The 16,443-nt window shown below is 67.2% G+C and carries 19 protein-coding genes and 1 pseudogene; 10 read left to right on the forward strand and 10 right to left on the reverse strand.

Features of this window, described 5'->3' with window-relative positions:
• Positions 1-19: 19 nt before the first annotated feature.
• Positions 20-466: a dUTP diphosphatase gene (gene dut, locus H8R02_RS17990; RefSeq protein WP_187082840.1), complete on the reverse strand. Its 447-nt coding sequence runs from the start codon at positions 464-466 to the stop codon at positions 20-22.
• Positions 463-1,674, reverse strand: a complete 1,212-nt coding sequence (gene coaBC / locus H8R02_RS17995) for a bifunctional phosphopantothenoylcysteine decarboxylase/phosphopantothenate--cysteine ligase CoaBC (protein ID WP_187082841.1) — start codon at positions 1,672-1,674, stop codon at positions 463-465. Before coaBC ends, dut begins: the two co-directional genes overlap by 4 nt.
• 70 nt (positions 1,675-1,744) lie before the next feature.
• Between coaBC and pyrG the strand changes: the two genes are divergently transcribed.
• The 8 genes from pyrG to H8R02_RS18035 all read left to right on the forward strand — a co-directional run bounded on the left by pyrG (position 1,745) and on the right by H8R02_RS18035 (position 7,678).
• A complete protein-coding gene (gene pyrG, locus H8R02_RS18000) occupies positions 1,745-3,427 on the forward strand; it encodes a CTP synthase (RefSeq protein WP_187082842.1) in 1,683 nt (560 codons plus the stop codon).
• Positions 3,424-4,281, forward strand: a complete 858-nt coding sequence (gene kdsA / locus H8R02_RS18005; protein WP_187082843.1) for a 3-deoxy-8-phosphooctulonate synthase — start codon at positions 3,424-3,426, stop codon at positions 4,279-4,281. Before pyrG ends, kdsA begins: the two co-directional genes overlap by 4 nt.
• A 12-nt stretch (positions 4,282-4,293) precedes the next feature.
• A complete protein-coding gene (locus H8R02_RS18010; protein WP_187082844.1) occupies positions 4,294-4,602 on the forward strand; it encodes a DUF1330 domain-containing protein in 309 nt (102 codons plus the stop codon).
• 26 nt (positions 4,603-4,628) lie between these two features.
• On the forward strand, positions 4,629-5,912 hold the full coding sequence (eno, locus tag H8R02_RS18015) for a phosphopyruvate hydratase (RefSeq protein ID WP_187082845.1): 1,284 nt from the start codon (positions 4,629-4,631) through the stop codon (positions 5,910-5,912).
• Positions 5,913-5,918: 6 nt separating this feature from the next.
• The gene (locus tag H8R02_RS18020) at positions 5,919-6,194 is read left to right on the forward strand and encodes a septum formation initiator family protein (protein ID WP_187082846.1); all 276 of its coding nucleotides are present in this window, start codon (positions 5,919-5,921) and stop codon (positions 6,192-6,194) included.
• Between the two features lies 1 nt (position 6,195).
• The gene (gene pnuC / locus H8R02_RS18025; protein WP_354004943.1) at positions 6,196-6,756 is read left to right on the forward strand and encodes a nicotinamide riboside transporter PnuC; all 561 of its coding nucleotides are present in this window, start codon (positions 6,196-6,198) and stop codon (positions 6,754-6,756) included.
• Complete coding sequence (locus tag H8R02_RS18030) at positions 6,753-7,379, forward strand: AAA family ATPase (RefSeq protein WP_187082847.1); 627 nt, start codon at positions 6,753-6,755, stop codon at positions 7,377-7,379. The genes pnuC and H8R02_RS18030 overlap by 4 nt, the downstream gene beginning before the upstream one ends.
• A 95-nt stretch (positions 7,380-7,474) precedes the next feature.
• Entirely contained in the window at positions 7,475-7,678 is a 204-nt protein-coding gene (locus H8R02_RS18035) for a signal peptidase (RefSeq protein WP_187082848.1), read from the forward strand.
• A gap of 1 nt (position 7,679) precedes the next feature.
• Here H8R02_RS18035 and hslO read toward each other — a convergent pair whose 3' ends face one another.
• Positions 7,680-8,651 carry an Hsp33 family molecular chaperone HslO gene (gene hslO / locus H8R02_RS18040; protein ID WP_187082849.1) on the reverse strand — a complete coding sequence of 324 codons (972 nt, stop codon included), beginning with the start codon at positions 8,649-8,651 and terminating at the stop codon, positions 7,680-7,682.
• On the reverse strand, positions 8,651-9,175 hold the full coding sequence (locus H8R02_RS18045; RefSeq protein ID WP_187082850.1) for a gamma carbonic anhydrase family protein: 525 nt from the start codon (positions 9,173-9,175) through the stop codon (positions 8,651-8,653). Before H8R02_RS18045 ends, hslO begins: the two co-directional genes overlap by 1 nt.
• Before the next feature lie 17 nt (positions 9,176-9,192).
• Between H8R02_RS18045 and H8R02_RS18050 the strand changes: the two genes are divergently transcribed.
• Complete coding sequence (locus tag H8R02_RS18050; protein WP_187082851.1) at positions 9,193-9,999, forward strand: ferritin-like domain-containing protein; 807 nt, start codon at positions 9,193-9,195, stop codon at positions 9,997-9,999.
• A 12-nt stretch (positions 10,000-10,011) separates the two neighbouring features.
• On the opposite strand, the gene dinD is transcribed toward H8R02_RS18050, so the two are convergent.
• Positions 10,012-10,866, reverse strand: a complete 855-nt coding sequence (gene dinD / locus H8R02_RS18055) for a DNA damage-inducible protein D (protein ID WP_187082852.1) — start codon at positions 10,864-10,866, stop codon at positions 10,012-10,014.
• A gap of 113 nt (positions 10,867-10,979) precedes the next feature.
• Between dinD and H8R02_RS18060 the strand changes: the two genes are divergently transcribed.
• Positions 10,980-12,551 (forward strand): N-acyl-D-amino-acid deacylase family protein, encoded by a 1,572-nt coding sequence (locus H8R02_RS18060; protein WP_187082853.1) that lies wholly within the window; start codon positions 10,980-10,982, stop codon positions 12,549-12,551.
• A gap of 33 nt (positions 12,552-12,584) precedes the next feature.
• Here H8R02_RS18060 and infA read toward each other — a convergent pair whose 3' ends face one another.
• The 5 genes and pseudogenes from infA to H8R02_RS18085 form a co-directional block, all read right to left on the reverse strand.
• Positions 12,585-12,860, reverse strand: a complete 276-nt coding sequence (gene infA, locus H8R02_RS18065; protein ID WP_187082854.1) for a translation initiation factor IF-1 — start codon at positions 12,858-12,860, stop codon at positions 12,585-12,587.
• A gap of 23 nt (positions 12,861-12,883) precedes the next feature.
• A pseudogene (gene rbp, locus H8R02_RS18070) lies at positions 12,884-13,213 on the reverse strand (RNA-binding regulator); the annotation flags it as partial.
• A gap of 161 nt (positions 13,214-13,374) precedes the next feature.
• Positions 13,375-14,481 (reverse strand): amidohydrolase family protein, encoded by a 1,107-nt coding sequence (locus tag H8R02_RS18075; RefSeq protein ID WP_187082856.1) that lies wholly within the window; start codon positions 14,479-14,481, stop codon positions 13,375-13,377.
• Positions 14,478-14,774, reverse strand: coding sequence for a hypothetical protein (locus H8R02_RS18080; RefSeq protein WP_187082857.1), 297 nt, complete (start codon positions 14,772-14,774; stop codon positions 14,478-14,480). The genes H8R02_RS18075 and H8R02_RS18080 overlap by 4 nt, the downstream gene beginning before the upstream one ends.
• Before the next feature lie 78 nt (positions 14,775-14,852).
• Positions 14,853-16,403, reverse strand: coding sequence for a class I adenylate-forming enzyme family protein (locus H8R02_RS18085; protein ID WP_187082858.1), 1,551 nt, complete (start codon positions 16,401-16,403; stop codon positions 14,853-14,855).
• Positions 16,404-16,443: the final 40 nt, after the last annotated feature.

The raw sequence follows: 16,443 nt of genomic DNA on the forward strand, positions 1-16,443 counted from the left end.
TCTGTAGGAAAGCGGCTACTCAGCCCTTGCCCGTCGAACCGTAACCGCCTGCACCGCGCTCGGTGGGCGGGAAGTCGGTGACAACGTTGAGCTCGGCCTGCACCACCGGGACGATCACCAGTTGCGCGAGCCGCTCCATCGGCTGCAGCGTGAATGCCACGTCGCTGCGGTTCCACGCGCTCACCATCAGCTGGCCCTGGTAGTCGCTGTCGATCAGCCCCACCAGGTTGCCCAGCACGATGCCGTGCTTGTGGCCCAGGCCCGAGCGCGGGAGGATGAGCGCCGCATAACCGGGGTCCTTCAGCCAGATGGCGATGCCGGTGGGCACGAGCTTCCACGCATTGGGCGCGAGCACCAGCGGCTCGTCGATGCACGCGCGCAGGTCGAGGCCGGCGCTGCCGGGCGTGGCGTAGTGGGGCAACTGATCCGCCATGCGCGGATCGAGGATCTTCACATCGAGTTTCATGGGTTTCGTTTCGCGATCTCGCGCACGAGCTGGCGCGCGAGCGAGATTTTGGATGCGCGGGGCAGGGCCTGCACGCCGTTCGCATCGACCAGGATCATCTCGTTGTCGTCCTTGCCGAAGGTGGTGGGGCCGATATTGCCCACCAGAAGCGGGATGCCCTTGCGCGCGCGCTTGGCCTGGGCGTTGTTCTCGAGGTCGTGGCTTTCGGCCGCGAAGCCCACGCAGAACAGCCGGCCGGTTTTCGCGCGGTCACTTTTCGCGACGGTGGCAAGGATGTCCGGGTTCTCGGTGAAGGACAGCGTGGGCGCGACACCGGAGCCGTCCTTCTTGATCTTCTGGTCGGACTCGGTGGCAGGGCGCCAGTCCGCCACGGCCGCAGTGGCGATGAACACATCGGCGTTGGCGGTGCCCGCGAGCGTGGCATCGAGCATCTGGCGCGCCGACTTCACGTCGACGCGGGTCACGCCGCGCGGCGTCTGCAAGTGTACAGGGCCGGCCACGACTGTCACATCAGCGCCCGCTTCGCGCGCCGCGCGAGCGATCGCAAACCCCATCTTCCCCGACGAATGATTGGTGATGCCGCGGATCGGGTCCAGCGCCTCGAAGGTCGGGCCCGCGGTCACCAGCACGCGCTTGCCCTTCAGCACCTTCGGCTGGAAGAACGCGACGATGTCTTCCAGCAACTCCGCCGGCTCCAGCATGCGCCCGTCCCCGGTCTCGCCGCAGGCCTGGAACCCGCTGCCCACGCCGAGGATGTGCGCACCGTCTTCCGCCAGCTGCCGCATGTTGCGCTGCGTCGCCGGATGCGCCCACATTTCACGGTTCATCGCCGGCGCCACGAGCAGCGGCACCTTGTCGATGGGCCGGGCCAGGCACATCAGCGAGAGCAGTTCGTCCGCCCGCCCCTGCACCAGCCTGGCCATGAAGTCCGCGCTGCACGGCGCCAGCACGATCGCATCGGCCTCGCGCGAGAGGTTGATGTGCGGCATGTTGTTCGGCTCGCGCGCGTCCCACTGCGAGGTGTACACGGGCCGGTTCGAGAGCGCCTGCATCGTGACGGCGGTGATGAACTGCTCCGCCGCTTCGGTCATGACGACCTGCACGGTCGCGCCTTCCTTCACGAAGCCGCGGCACAGCTCCGCGGCCTTGTAGCACGCGATGCCGCCCGTCAAACCAAGAAGGATGTGCTTGCCCGAAAGGTCTTCCATGGGCCGGGATGTTACTAGCCCCGTATAATTCCGCTTTACCACCGAACGGGAAGCACCCTTCCCACCTGACATGACCAAATTCGTCTTCGTCACCGGCGGTGTGGTGAGTTCCCTGGGCAAGGGGATCGCCTCAGCCTCCCTCGCAGCGATCCTGGAGTCGCGGGGCCTCAAAGTCACCCTCATCAAGCTCGACCCGTACATCAACGTCGACCCCGGCACGATGTCGCCGTTCCAGCATGGCGAAGTGTTCGTGACCGACGACGGCGCCGAGACCGACCTGGACCTGGGCCACTACGAGCGCTTCGTCACCACGCGGATGCGCAAGGCCAACAACTTCACCACGGGCCAGATCTACAAGAGCGTGCTGGAGAAGGAACGCCGGGGGGACTACCTCGGCAAGACCGTGCAGGTCATCCCGCACATCACCAACGAAATCCAGGACTACATCCGCCGCGGCGCCGGCATCGGCACGCAGAACGAGGCGGACGTCGCCATCGTGGAGATCGGCGGCACGGTGGGCGACATCGAATCCCTGCCCTTCCTCGAAGCGGTGCGCCAGATGAGCCTGAAGATGGGCTCCAACAATTCGGCTTTCGTGCACCTCACCTACGTGCCGTGGATCGCCGCGGCCGGCGAGCTCAAGACCAAGCCGACGCAGCACACCGTGCAGAAGCTGCGCGAGATCGGTATCCAGCCCGACGCGCTGCTGTGCCGCGCCGACCGCCGCGTGCCCGACGACGAGGCCGAGAAGATCAGCCTGTTCACCAACGTGCCGCGCTGGGGCGTGATCAGCATGTGGGACGTGGACACCATCTACAAGGTGCCGCGCCTGCTGCACGAGCAGGGGCTCGACGGCCTCATCTGCGACAAGCTGCGCCTGAACACGCCGCCGGCCAACCTGCGCCGCTGGGACGACCTGGTGTACGAGGTGGAGCACCCGAAGGGCGAGGTCACCATCGCCATGGTCGGCAAGTACGTGGACCTGTCGGACAGCTACAAGTCGCTCAACGAGGCGCTGCGCCACGCGGGCCTGAAGAACCACGTGCGCGTGCAGATCGAGTACGTCGATTCCGAAACCATCACGCACGACACGGTGGCGCAGCTTGGCAAGTACGACGCGGTGCTGGTGCCCGGCGGCTTCGGCAAGCGCGGGATCGAGGGCAAGATCGCCGCGGCCCGCTTCGCGCGCGAGCAGAAGGTGCCTTACCTCGGCATCTGCCTGGGCATGCAGGTCGCGACGATCGAGTACGCGCGCGACGTCGCCGGCCTCGAGGGCGCGAACAGCACCGAGTTCGACCCGCACGCGCCGCACCCGGTCATCGCGCTCATCACCGAGTGGCAGGACAAGGACGGCAGCATCCAGACGCGCACCGAGAGCTCCGACCTCGGCGGCACCATGCGGCTTGGCGCGCAGAGCTCCGACGTGGCGCGCGGCACGCTCGCGCACAAGATCTACGGCGACGTGGTCACCGAGCGCCACCGCCACCGCTACGAAGCCAACGTGCACTACCTCGACCGCCTGCGCAATGCGGGCCTGGTGATCTCCGCGCTGACGCAGCGCGAGCACCTCACCGAGATCGTGGAGCTGCCGCAGGACGTGCACCCGTGGTTCATGGGCGTGCAGTTCCACCCCGAGTTCAAGTCCACGCCGTGGGACGGCCACCCGCTGTTCAACTCGTTCATCAAGGCGGCTTGCGAGCACCAGAAGGTCCGCGCGGGCGGGTCGGGCAAGACGCTCAAGGCGGTGGCATGAAGCTCTGCGGGTTCGACGCGGGGCTGGACAAGCCCTTCTTCCTGATCGCCGGCCCCTGCGTGGTGGAGAGCGAGCAGCTGCAGATGGACGTGGCGGGGCAGCTGAAGGAGATCACCTCCTCGCTCGGCATCAACTACATCTTCAAGAGCAGCTACGACAAGGCCAACCGCACGTCCGGAAGCAGCTTTCGCGGGCCGGGCATGGAAAAAGGCCTGGAGATCCTCGCGAAGGTGAAGAAGGAACTGAACGTTCCCATCATCACCGACGTGCACACCGAGGCCGAAGTGCCCGACGTGGCGAAGGTCGTGGACGTGCTGCAGACGCCCGCGTTCCTGTGCCGCCAGACCGATTTCATCCGCGCCGTCGCGCAATCGGGCAAGCCGGTGAACATCAAGAAGGGCCAGTTCCTCGCGCCGCACGAGATGAAGAACGTCATCGACAAGGCACGCGCCGCGGCGCGTGAGAAGGGGCTGGAGGAAGACGCCTTCATGGCCTGCGAGCGCGGCGCGAGCTTCGGCTACAACAACCTCGTCTCCGACATGCGCTCGCTCGCGATCATGCGCGAGACCGGCGCCCCGGTGGTCTTCGACGCCACGCACTCGGTGCAGCTGCCCGGCGGGCAAGGCACCAGCTCGGGCGGCATGCGCGAGATGGTGCCGGTGCTGTCGCGCGCGGCTGTGGCCGTCGGCATTGCGGGCCTGTTCATGGAGACGCACCCCGATCCGGCGAAGGCGCTGTCCGACGGCCCGAACGCCGTGCCGCTGAAGCACATGAAGGCCTTGCTGGAGACGCTGCAGGCGCTGGACCGCGTCACCAAGAAGAACGGCTACCTCGAGAACAGCTTCAACAACTGAAAGGTCACCGCCATGGCTGCACCCGGCTACCTGATCGTCGAGATGAACATCAAGGACATGGAGCAGTACAGGAAGTACATGGCCGAGGCGCCTGCGGCCGTCAAGGCGGCCGGCGGCGAATACCTCGTTCGCGGCGGCAGGAGCGAAACGCTGGAAGGCGACTGGCAGCCGCACCGCGTGGCCGTGCTCAGGTTTCCGAGTTACGAAACCGCAAAGAGCTTTTACGACGGCGAGCAATACACGAAGATCCGCAAGTTGCGCGCCGGCGCAACGGATTACTTCAACATGGTGCTGGTGGAAGGTGTCGCCGCGCCCGTCTGATTCCTTGACTACAGAGAAAACTTGAAATGAGTGCAATCGTTGACATCGTCGGCCGCGAGATCCTCGACTCGCGCGGCAACCCCACCGTGGAATGCGACGTGCTGCTGGAGTCCGGCACCATGGGCCGCGCCGCCGTGCCCTCCGGTGCGTCCACCGGCTCGCGTGAAGCCATCGAGCTGCGCGACGGCGACCCCAAGCGCTACCTCGGCAAAGGCGTGCTGAAGGCCGTCGAGCACATCAACACCGAGATCAGCGAAAGCGTCCTCGGCCTCGATGCCAGCGAGCAGAACTTCCTGGACAAGACCCTGATCGACCTGGACGGCACCGAGAACAAGAGCCGCCTGGGCGCCAACGCGATGCTGGCCGTGTCGATGGCCGTCGCACGCGCGGCTGCTGAAGAATCCGGCCTGCCCCTGTACCGCTACTTCGGCGGCATGAACGGCTGCATGCTGCCGGTGCCGATGATGAACGTGGTCAACGGCGGCGCGCACGCCAACAACAACCTCGACCTGCAGGAGCTGATGATCATCCCCGTGGGCGCGCCGAGCTTCCGCGAGGCGATGCGCTACGGCGCCGAGGTGTTCCACGCGCTCAAGAAGATCATCCACGACAAGAACATGTCGGTGGCGGTGGGCGACGAAGGCGGCTTCGCGCCGAACGTGGAGAACCACGAAGCCGCGATCCAGATGATCCTGGCCGCGATCGAGAAGGCCGGCTACAAGCCCGGCGAGCAGATCGCGCTGGGCCTGGACTGCGCGTCGAGCGAGTTCTACAAGGACGGGGTGTACGACGTGACGGCCGAAGGCCTGAAGCTCAACTCCGCCGACTGGGCCGGCGTGCTGGCCAGCTGGGTCGACAAGTACCCGATCATCAGCATCGAGGACGGCATGGCCGAGGGCGACTGGGACGGATGGAAGCTGCTGACCGAGCGCCTGGGCCGCAAGGTGCAGCTGGTGGGCGACGACCTCTTCGTCACCAACACGAAGATCCTGAAGGAAGGCATCGACAAGCAGATTGCCAACTCGATCCTCATCAAGATCAACCAGATCGGCACGCTGACCGAGACCTTCGCCGCGATCGAGATGGCCAAGCGCGCCAACTACACGGCCGTGATCTCGCACCGCTCCGGCGAAACGGAGGACAGCACCATCTCCGACATCGCCGTGGGTACGAACGCGGGCCAGATCAAGACCGGTTCGCTCTCGCGCTCCGACCGCATGGCCAAGTACAACCAGCTGCTGCGCATCGAAGAGGATCTCGGCGACATCGCCCAGTACCCCGGCCGCGCGGCCTTCTACAACCTGCGCTAACCGGGTTTGAACCGCCGCACCGTCGCTGCCGTCCTCGTCTTCCTGCTGCTGGTGCTGCATGCGCAGCTCTGGTTCGGGCGCGGCAGCGTCGGCAACGTGGCGGAACTGCAGCAGAAGCTGGACGAGCAGAAGGCGAAGAACTCGGCGCAGCAGCAGGCCAACGAGCGGCTCGCCGCCGAGGTGCGCGACCTGCAGGAAGGGCTGGAAATGGTCGAGGAGCGGGCGCGCACCGAGCTCGGGATGGTGAAGCCGAACGAGATCCTCGTGCAGATCGCCAAATAACGTGGACTGGTTCGAACTCACCGCGGTGGCCATCGCGCTGGCCATGGTCTTCTGCAACGTCAGGGAAATCCACTGGGGCTGGCCGCTGGCCATCGTCAGCTCGGTGATGTACGTCAAGGTGTTCGCCGATGCGAAGCTCTATGGCGACGCGGGCCTGAACGTCTTCTACGCGGCTGTCGGGTGCTGGGGCTGGTACCAGTGGCTGCGCGGCCACCGCGCCGACGGCTCGGCGCTGCACGTGGCGAAGCTCTCGCGCCGCGGGCTTGCGTTGCTGGTGCTGGCCTGTGCGGTCGCCTGGCCCGCCACCGGCTGGTTCCTCGCGACGTACACCAACACCGACGTGCCGTGGTGGGACGGCTTCACCACGGGCCTGTCCGTCGTCGCGCAGTTCCTGCTCGGGCGCAAGTTCATCGAGAACTGGCTGCTGTGGGCCGTGGTCAACACCGTGAGCATCGCGCTTTATGCGTACAAGGGCCTCTACCCCACGGTGGGGCTGTACGTCGTCCTGCTCGTCATGAGCTTCGTGGGCTTCGCGGCGTGGCGCGCGAAGCTGCCGAGATGAAGAAGATCGCACTGCTCGGCGCCGAGAGCACGGGCAAGACGCAGCTGTCGCAGGAGATCGCGGCGCATTACCGGGCGCGCGGCCTGCGCGCGGAGGTGGTGGGCGAAGTGCTGCGCGAATGGTGCGCGCGCGAAGGCCGCACGCCCCGGCCCGAGGAGCAGTTGCCGATCGCGCAGGAGCACGAGCGCCGCGTGGACGCCGCCGCCGCGAGCGGCGCCGAGGTCGTGATCGCCGACACCACGTCGGTGATGGTCGCGATCTACAGCGCGATGCTGTTCAAGGACGGCAGCCTTTACCGCTTCGCGCTGGAGCGCCAGCGCGGCTACGACGTCACCTTGGTGACGGGCCTGGACATCCCGTGGGTGGCCGACGGCATGCAGCGCGACGGCCCGCACGTGCGCGAGCCCATCGACGCGCAGGTGCGGCACGCGCTCGCGGACGCCGGACTGCCCTTCCGGGTGGTGTACGGCAGCGGCGAGCAACGTGTCGCCAATGCGCTCGCCGCGATCGATGCGAGCCTGCGCGAGCAGCTGCCGCAAGGCAACTGGACCTGGTCCTGCGAGAAGTGCGGCGACCCCGAGTGCGAGCACCGGCTGTTCACGGGCCTGCTCAAGAACAACTAGACACGAATCGTTGTCCTCCGTTTGGCTGGACGGCGCGTTATGGATCGAGCGGCGCATTGGCGCGCCGCATCAACGACACCAGGAAACCCGCAGTCATGAAAAAGCTTCTGATCGCCATTGCCGCCTCCGCCGTGTTCGGTGGCGCCTTCGCGCAAGCCACCCCGGCCACGCCGGCCACCCCCGCCACCCCGGCCGCTGCCGCCTCGGGCGCGAAGCCCGCCGCCAAGGCGGAGAAGAAGGCCGCCCCGAAGAAGGCCAAGAAGGCGAAGAAGGCGAAGAAGGCCGCCAGCGCTTCCTAAATCACTGGACCGCTGAACTCACCGGGGGCTGGTCCCCCGGTGCGGTGAAGATGCGGGCCGCATCCACCGCGTCGAAGCGGTAGTGCTGCCCGCAGAAGTCGCAGCCCACGTCGATGGCCTCGCGTTCGGACAGGATGCTCTCGGCCTCTTCGCGCCCCAACCCCCGGATCATGCTCGCCACCCGCTCGCGGCTGCACGTGCACGCGAAGCGCGGCGTCTGCGGCTCGAAGCGCAGCATCTTTTCCTGCCAGAACAGGCGCCGCAGGATCGTCTCCACGTCCAGCTCCAGCAGCTCGGCCGGCGTGATGCTCGAAGCGAGTGTCGCGATGCGGTTGAAGTGCTCCTTCATCTCGCCCTCGTCGACGTCCTTCGCCGCGCCTTCGATGTTGGCGCCGCCCTCGTGCGGCAGGCGCTGGATCAGGATCCCGGCCGCGACAGTGGCATCGGCCGCCAGCACCATCTTCGTGTCCAGCTGCTCCGACTGCCGCATGTAGTGCTCCAGGACGTCGGACAGCTTGTCCAGGCTCTCGCCGTGCGGGCCGCGCAGCGGCACCACGCCCTGGTAGGCCTGCTGGCCCGGGCGCTTGTCCTTCGGGTCGAGCGTGATCGCGCAGCGCCCGCCCCCGCCGGTGTTGACCATGTCGGCAAGCCGCGCGTCGATGCCGACGTCACCCACCACCTTGGCCGTCACGCGCAGTGCGAGGTCATGCTGCACCTCGGCCACCGCCACCTTCACCGGCCCGTCGCCGTAGATCTGCATCACGAGCGCGCCGTTGAACTTGATGTTGGACTGCATCAGCGCGCCGGCCGCCGCCATCTCGCCGAGCAGTTCGGCGACCGGAGGCGGCCACGCGCCCGTGTCCTCGTTGGCGCGGCGCCGCGCGAGGATCTCGGTCCACGCGTCGTCCAGCCGCACGATCATGCCGCGCACCGGCAGGCCGTCGAACAGGAACTTGTGCAGTTCGTTGGCCATCAGGAAATTTTCTTCAGGCCCTTGGCGAAACGCTGGCCGTTGCCGACGTAATGCTTCGCGATGCCGGCCAGCATCGCATGGCCCTTCTCGTCGAGCGTGCGCACCACTTTTGCCGGCGCGCCGATGATCAGCGAGTTGTCCGGGAACTCCTTGCCTTCGGTGACGATGGAGCCGGCGCCGACGATGCAGTTCCTGCCGATCTTCACGTTGTTCAGCACGACGGCCTGGATGCCGATCAGCGAGCCGTCGCCGATGGTGCAGCCATGCAGCATCACCTGGTGGCCCACGCTCACGTTCTCGCCGAGCGTGAGCGGCACGCCTGCGTCGGCGTGCAGGATCGCGCCGTCCTGCACGTTGCTGCCCTTGCCGATGCGCAGCCAGTCGGAGTCGCCGCGAAGGATCGCGCCGAACCAGACGCTGACGTTGTCGCCCAGTTCCACCGTGCCGATGACCTGCGCCGAATCGGCGATGTAGACGCCTTCACCGATCTTCGGTGCGACGCCGTCGAGTTCGTAGATTGCCATGGGAGACAATTGTAGGGATGGAGCTGAGGCAACAGGCGCTGCAGGTGCTCTGCAGTGCCGATCCGGGTGAAAAGGTTCGTGCCGCGCGCGAGCTGGGCACCGCCGCGGCCAGCTTGCCTGTCTCGCAGGCGGCGCCTGCCGCCACGCTGCCCGTCCCCGGCCGTCCGCAGCGCCCGGCGCTGGTGCACGCCGCACGCGTACCCAAACGTTCGCCCTTCAAGCCCGAGGGCCTGGCCGCGCTGCTGCACGCCATCGCGCACATCGAGTTCAATGCGATCAACCTCGCCGCCGACGCCGCATGGCGCTTCGACGGCATGCCGCGCGAGTTCCATCTCGACTGGGTGCGCGTGATGGCCGAGGAGGCGTATCACTTCACGCTGCTGCAGGACCACCTGCGCACACTGGGATACGACTACGGTGACTTCGACGCGCACGACGGCCTGTGGGCCATGTGCGAGAAGACGAAGGACGACGTGGTCGCGCGCATGGCGCTCGTGCCGCGCACGCTCGAAGCACGCGGGCTCGACGCCACGCCGCAGATCCAGGAGAAGCTGCGCAACGTGGGCACGCCCGCGGCGATGCGCGCGGTGGAGATCCTCGACGTGATCCTGCGGGACGAGGTGGGGCACGTCGCCATCGGCAATCGCTGGTACCGCTGGTTGTGCGAGCGCGAGGGGTACGACCCCGTCGCGCACTACGGCGTAGTGGCCGCGAAGTTCGACGCGCCGCGGCTGTATCCGCCCTTCAATGAGGAAGCGCGGCTGCGCGCAGGATTCACCAACGAAGAATTTGCGTCGCTGTCGTCGAATGCACGCGACGCATGACGCGTTTGCGGCTTACGGACTACGGCGCGTCGCGAGCCGCGGCGCCTGCTTCGGCAACCGCTTTTCCTCCGACTTCAACCTTCGCTCCAGCCTCTTGACGTCTTCTGCCGGCGGCAGTTCCTCGGGAACGATCCGTCGACTCGTGAGGATCTTGCGTACGTCGCGATTGTTCTCGACGTGTTCCTTCGTGATGTCCGGCTCTCCGCGCAGGTCGTTCTGCTTCACCTGCGTGTTCGTGACCTCGTTGGCGAAGTCCTTGGCCTTGATCGTGATCGTGGGCAGAAAGTCGGCCAGCGGCCGGCCCTCGGGAACCGCGAGCCGCTCCTTCATGTTCTGCGTCGTGAGGCCACCGAAGAGTGCGGCATCACCCCTGCTCAAGATGCGGCAGAACCCCTGGCTGTCGATCCCGCGTTCGAACAGCACTGCCGAGAGCTCCTTCTGGGATAGCGAAAGCTTGCCCCGGGCCTGCAGGCGCTCCCACTCCGAGAGTCGCAGCTCGATCAATTCCTGTCGCCGCGTCTGAACGGCGAAGTACGTCATCGCGAAAGCAATCGAGTCCTTGCGCGGATCGCCGTTCTGCGCGATCAAATAGCACGCGTATCGGGTCAGCGCGAAGTCCTCGATTTCACGCTGGCCTCCTTTCGCAATCCCGATCATTTTGCTGACGTCAGCAAAATGATCGGCAGTCGCCTGACCCGCCTTCTCGCATGCGATCCTCGCCTTGTCGATGACTGCTTCGAAGTTGCGCCACTGCGTGTAGCCAAGGAGGACTTGCAGCTCTCTGGCGAGCCAGTACTCAACACCGCCCTGCTCGTGTGCGCACCCTTCGAAGCTCTTGTGCAAGCGCTGGATCAGCTCTTTCTTCATCGGGTCCCCTGGAAGTTCACGGCAGAATTTACTGTATAAATAATCAGGCGTCCATGACCCCGTCGGGGGCGCTTGGCGTGCAGCCGATACCATTCCGCCCGGAGGTCCGAACCATGTCATTCGCACGTGTCCTCAGTGTGGCCCTGTTCGGCTGCGCACTGGCCGCACACGCCGCAACATTCGACCTGCTGATCCGCGGCGGTACGGTCGTCGACGGCAGCGGCGCACCCGGCCGCACGGCCGACATCGGCATCCAGCAGGACCGCATCGCGTTCATCGGCGACGCCGCGCGCGAGGGCCACGAGGGCCGGCGCGTGCTGCAGGCCGGCGGGCTCGCCGTCGCGCCGGGCTTCATCGACCCGCACACGCATGCCTTCCGCGACCTCGTGAATGCCGGCGGCAACGCCAACCTGCCCTACCTGCTGCAAGGCATCACCACGGTGTTCATCGGCAATGACGGCATCGTGCTGGAAAGCGACGGCAACGAGCTGGGCCGCATCGGGCCCACGCTGGCGCGGCTCGAATCGATGGGTGTCGGAACCAACGTCGCCATGCTCCTCGGGCACAACATCGTGCGCAGCCGAGTGCTCGGCTTCGCCAACCGCGCGCCGACAGCGGCCGAGCTCGACGCGATGAAGCAACTCGTGGACGAGGGCATGCGCGAGGGCGCGTTCGGGTTTTCGACGGGGCTCACCTACACGCCCGGCGTGTTCTCCGAGACCGCGGAGCTCGTCGAGCTGTCCAAAGTGGCGGCGGCGCGCGGCGGCCTCTACGACTCGCACATCCGCGACGAGGGCAACTTCCGCGTCGGCCTCATCCCCTCCGTGCAGGAAGTGCTGCGCATCGGGCGCGAAGCGAAGATCCCCGTGCACATCTCGCACATCAAGGCGCTCGGCGTGGACGTCTGGGGCAAGAGCGCGGAAGTCATCGCCCTGATGAAGGCCGCACGCGCGGAAGGAGTCGACGCAACCGCCAGCCAGTACCCCTACACCGCGTCTGCAACGCACATCATCCCCGGCCTCTTCCCGGGCTGGGCGCGCGAAGGCGGCAACGACAAGCTGCTCGAACGCATGAAGGACCCCGCGACGCGCCAGCGCATCGCGGCCGACATCGACAAGAACCTCGCGCAGCGCAACGGCCCGGCCGCGCAGACGATCAACGGGCCGCGCAACCCGGCCTACGCCGGCAAGAACCTGGAGGCGATCGCGAAAGAGCTGGGGGTTGCACCCGCCGAGGCCGCGATGCGCATCGTCGAAGACGGCGGCGCCGGGATCATCTCGTACAACATGAGCGACCGCGACCTCGACGCCTTCATGGTGCAGGACTTCGTCGTCGGCGGTTCGGACGGCGGCGCCGGCCACCCGCGCCGCGCGGGGACCTTCGCGCGCCGCATCGGCGAATACGTCACGCGCAGGAAGCTGCTCACGCTGCCGCAGGCGGTGCACATGGCAAGCGCGCGGACGGCGGAAATCTTCGGCGTGAAGGAGCGCGGCCTGCTGAAGACAGGCAACTTCGCCGACATCGTGGTGTTCGACCCGGCCACCTACGCGGACGGGGCGACCTACGCCCAACCCGACCTGCCGCCCACGGGCGTGCGGTGGGTGGTCGTCAACGGGCGCGTGGCGGTCGAGGACGGCCGGCACGTCCCCGGCGTGCTCGCAGGCCGGTCGCTCAGGAAGAACTAGGGGCGCCTTGCGGGCGCCCCTGGTGAACTTTCCCTAGCGCCCGCCCGGCTTGCGGTGCTGCGAATGCGCCGGCGGCCCGGGCCGCCGCTCCGGCAGGTGCCGGAACATGATGCGGCCCTTGGTCAGGTCGTACGGGGACAGCTCGAGCGTCACGTCGTCACCCGCGATGATGCGGATGCGGTGCTTCTTCATCTTGCCGCCCGTATAGGCCACGAGCTCGTGGCCGTTGGTCAGCACGACGCGGCAGCGGGAGTCCGGCAGGATCTCCGCGACCGTGCCGCGCATTTCGATGAGTTCTTCCTTGGCCAATGCTTGGCTCAATAACGGCGGTTGCCGCCGCCGCTGTTGCCGCCGCCGTAACCACCACCGCCGCCGCCGCCGTAGCCGCCGCCACCACCGGTGCGCGGGCGCTGCTCCATCGGGCGGGCTTCGTTGACCACGAGGGCGCGGCCGTTGACTTCCTGGCCGGCCATGCCGGAGATGGCGGACTGCGCCTCGGCGGCACTGCCCATCTCGACGAAACCGAAGCCCTTGGAACGGCCGCTGTCGCGGTCCATCATGACCTTGGCGCTGCTGACGGCGCCAAAACGGCTGAAAGCCTGCTCGAGGTCGCTGTCGCGGAAGGTGTACGGCAGGTTGCCGACGTAAAGTTTGTTGCCCAAGTGGGACTCCATGAAAAAACGCTTGATACGCGATGGAGCCCGGATGCAATCACAAACTAGATTCACTCATCCACAACCGAAACCGAATTCAACCGCACGAATGCCCCATGGGGGACACGCGCGCATTATCCCCCTAAAACGCAAGGCGCGTACGGCAAGGTTCATTTCGGCCGGCCGTTGAAGCCCGCCAGCTGCCTCAGCTCATCGGCGTTCATCAACGCGCCACCCTGCATGACCCACCTCGTGTGGCGCATCGCGCCGACGTCGCGCGAGGCATCGCCCGCGATGAGCACGAGGTCGGCCTGCTTGCCGACGGCGATCGAGCCGGTGGCCTTGTCCGCGCCGACGAGCTGCGCGGGATGCAGCGTTGCCGTCCTGAGCGCCTGCGCGGGCGTGAGGCCCGCCTGCACGTAAAGCTCGAGCTCGCGCACGAGCTCGGCGCCGCTACCGTCGGTGCCTGCCACGAGCGGCACGCCGGCTTCGTGCAGGCGCCGGGTCAGCTCGAGCATCTTGCGGAAGCTCGCTTCGTAGTCGGCCAGGGTCACACCCGAGGGCGGCGCCGCGGCATTGTTCCTCAAGGCGCGCTGCGTGGCCGGCGGAAGCGACGCTTCGAAGGGCGCGAACGCGGGCGGCACGGTGCCGCGCCGGTTGGTGTAGAGGCCCTCGTAGACCACCAGCGTCGGGTCCACCACGACCTTCTTCGCGCCGAGCTCGCGGATGAACGACGCCATCGGTTCCTTGTCGAGGTCCACGTCCTTGCCGTAACGGCCCGGCCCCTCGAAGGGGGCCACCGTGTTGGAGACGCTGACGACATTGCCGGGCAGCGCTTCCATCAGCACGAAGTTGATGTGCGTCAATTCCTCGATCACGCGTGCGCCCGCGGGCACCGGCGTCGAGGCGGCGGGCCCCGCGGCGACGATCTTGCCGGCCTCCACCACGACGGTCTGGTCGTCGAGGAAGCGCGTGCCTTCCGCGTCGAACATCTTCACGTGCGCGAAAGCCACCGCGGTGGCCGGCAGCTGCCGGAAGCGCCGTGCGATGCCCGGCTCCTGCGCGGCCATCGCTTCGATCTGCGCCTTCTGCAGCTTCAGGTGGTCGCCCGCGTACGCCTCGGGCAGGAACGCCATGGTGCCGGCCCAGCCGAAGAAGCGCCCCTGCGCATCCAGCAGCACGAGCCCCGGTTCGAGGCTGAGGCCTTCGATGGCCCAGGACGTGACCGTCTTCGCGGTTGCGCCGGTGCCCACCTCGATGTCCGCGAGCTTCCTCATGCGCGCCCTGCCGGCCGGCAGCAGCGGCACTTCACGGCCCGCGCGGCGTACAACAGCTCCGTGAGGAGCGGTGCCGCCCACGTGCCGCCCGCCGGCACGTAGTGGCTGCGGCCGTCGTCGGGTACGCGGCCGCTGTCCATGCCGGACTTCCATTCGGCCTGCCCGTTCGCGGCGGTGAAGGTTTCGGACGAGTCGCCCGCGGGCGTCTTGCCGCGCACGACGATCCGGTCCGCCCGCTGCCCGCTGCCGGCGCGCACGCGCAGCTCCTGCTCCCAGCTGTTGCCACGCAGCACGATGCTTTCGCGCAGGTCGTCGGTGCCATCGGCTTCGCGTGCGCGCAGGCTAGCACGCAGGGGGCGGCGGCACCAGCGTCAGGCGACGAGCCGCTGCTTCAGCACGCGGTGCAGGATCTTGCCGGTGGCGGTGCGCGGCATGTCGGCGTCCGCCACGAACATCACGGACGTGGGGCACTTGTAGCCGGCGAGCCGCTCCTTGCACCAGGCCCGGATCTCTTCCGGCGTGGCGCTCGCGCCTTCGTGGAGCACGATCACGGCCTGCACCGACTCGCCCCACTTCTCGTGCGGCACGCCGACGATGGCCACGTCCTTGACCTTCGGATGGCCGCCGAGCACGCCCTCGACCTCCGACGGGTAGATGTTCTCGCCGCCGCTGATGATCATGTTGCTCTTGCGGTCCACGAGCCAGATGTAGCCCTCTTCGTCGCGCCGCGCCATGTCGCCCACGCTGCACCAGTCGCCGCGAAAGGCCTCGGCGGTCTTCTCCGGGTTCTTCCAGTAGCCGTCGAACACGTACGACGTGCGTGAATAGAGCTCGCCCACTTCGCCGTCCGGCACTTCGTTGCCGTGCTCGTCCAGCAGCCTGATCGCGCCGCTGCCGGCCCATTCGCGGCCGACCGAGCCCAGCTTGTCGATCTGCTCGTGCGGGCGCAGCAGCGTCACCCAGCCGTGCTCGGTGGAGCCGTACAGCTCGTGCAGCTTGCCGTTGCGGAAGAACTCCAGGATGGCGAGCTTGGTGTCCTTGCGCACGGGCGCCGAGGAAACCAGCAGCTTGCCGACGCTGCTGACGTCGTACTTGCGCTTCACCTCGTCGGGCAGCGCCAGCACCATGATGTAGTGCGTGGGCACGAGCGAGGTGAAGGTCACCTTGTCCTTCGACAGCGTGGCGAGCAGCGCCTCGGGGTCGAAGCTGCGGCGGTCGTCGATGACGCACGTGGCGCCGAGGTGGATGAACGTGGTGCCGAAGTACAGCGAGTTCGCGTGACACAGCGGCATCACCAGCAGCGCGGTGTCGTCGCGCGTGAAGCCCATCTCGAGCGCCGTGGCGAGGGCCATCAGGCTGCTGCCGCCGTGGCTGCGGATCGCGCCCTTGGGGCGCCCGGTGGTGCCGGACGTGTACATGAGCGCGCACATGTCGTCCTGCATCATGCGTTCGAACGGCTGTGCCGGGTCGCCCGAGGCAATCACGCTCTCGTAGGTGACCCAGCCTTGCGGCGCGTCGGTGCCGAGCGAGATGAAGTGACCGTCGGGCACGGGCAGCCCGGCGCGGATGCCGTCGACCAGCGCGGTGAATTCGGGCCCTGCGATCAACGCGGCCGCTTCGGCGTGCTCGACGATGTACGCCACCTCCGGGCCCATCAGGCGGAAGTTGATCGGCACCGCGACCAGCCCGGCGCGTGCGAGCGCCACGTACATCTCCATCCACTCGACGCAGTTGTAGGCGAGCACGCAGACTCGGTCGCCCTTCTTCAGCCCGAGCGCCAGCAGGCCGGACGCGAGGCGTGTGGCACGCGCATTCCACTCCGCATAAGTGAGCCCGCGGCGCGAGTCGTGGGTGCCGATCTTGTTCGGCGTGAGACGGGCATGGGTGGCGACGGCATCGGAAATCGTCAGCAGGCGGGTCATCGGCGTCCTTGAAAAAAATTCAGAACTCTGAATTCAGAGT

Source organism: Ramlibacter albus (assembly GCF_014297445.1).
In the GTDB taxonomy this organism is placed as follows: domain Bacteria; phylum Pseudomonadota; class Gammaproteobacteria; order Burkholderiales; family Burkholderiaceae_C; genus Ramlibacter; species Ramlibacter albus.

What these genes read in the sequence shown, in the direction of transcription:
- H8R02_RS18030 (WP_187082847.1), top strand. Translation starts at nt 6,753, where the DNA reads ATGAAGAAGATCGCACTGCTCGGCGCCGAGAGCACGGGCAAGACGCAG.
- dinD (WP_187082852.1), bottom strand. Translation starts at nt 10,866, where the DNA reads ATGAAGAAAGAGCTGATCCAGCGCTTGCACAAGAGCTTCGAAGGGTGC.
- eno (WP_187082845.1), top strand. Translation starts at nt 4,629, where the DNA reads ATGAGTGCAATCGTTGACATCGTCGGCCGCGAGATCCTCGACTCGCGC.
- H8R02_RS18075 (WP_187082856.1), bottom strand. Translation starts at nt 14,481, where the DNA reads ATGAGGAAGCTCGCGGACATCGAGGTGGGCACCGGCGCAACCGCGAAG.
- H8R02_RS18035 (WP_187082848.1), top strand. Translation starts at nt 7,475, where the DNA reads ATGAAAAAGCTTCTGATCGCCATTGCCGCCTCCGCCGTGTTCGGTGGC.
- H8R02_RS18060 (WP_187082853.1), top strand. Translation starts at nt 10,980, where the DNA reads ATGTCATTCGCACGTGTCCTCAGTGTGGCCCTGTTCGGCTGCGCACTG.
- hslO (WP_187082849.1), bottom strand. Translation starts at nt 8,651, where the DNA reads ATGGCCAACGAACTGCACAAGTTCCTGTTCGACGGCCTGCCGGTGCGC.
- kdsA (WP_187082843.1), top strand. Translation starts at nt 3,424, where the DNA reads ATGAAGCTCTGCGGGTTCGACGCGGGGCTGGACAAGCCCTTCTTCCTG.
- coaBC (WP_187082841.1), bottom strand. Translation starts at nt 1,674, where the DNA reads ATGGAAGACCTTTCGGGCAAGCACATCCTTCTTGGTTTGACGGGCGGC.
- H8R02_RS18010 (WP_187082844.1), top strand. Translation starts at nt 4,294, where the DNA reads ATGGCTGCACCCGGCTACCTGATCGTCGAGATGAACATCAAGGACATG.
- pyrG (WP_187082842.1), top strand. Translation starts at nt 1,745, where the DNA reads ATGACCAAATTCGTCTTCGTCACCGGCGGTGTGGTGAGTTCCCTGGGC.
- H8R02_RS18050 (WP_187082851.1), top strand. Translation starts at nt 9,193, where the DNA reads ATGGAGCTGAGGCAACAGGCGCTGCAGGTGCTCTGCAGTGCCGATCCG.
- H8R02_RS18045 (WP_187082850.1), bottom strand. Translation starts at nt 9,175, where the DNA reads ATGGCAATCTACGAACTCGACGGCGTCGCACCGAAGATCGGTGAAGGC.
- H8R02_RS18085 (WP_187082858.1), bottom strand. Translation starts at nt 16,403, where the DNA reads ATGACCCGCCTGCTGACGATTTCCGATGCCGTCGCCACCCATGCCCGT.
- dut (WP_187082840.1), bottom strand. Translation starts at nt 466, where the DNA reads ATGAAACTCGATGTGAAGATCCTCGATCCGCGCATGGCGGATCAGTTG.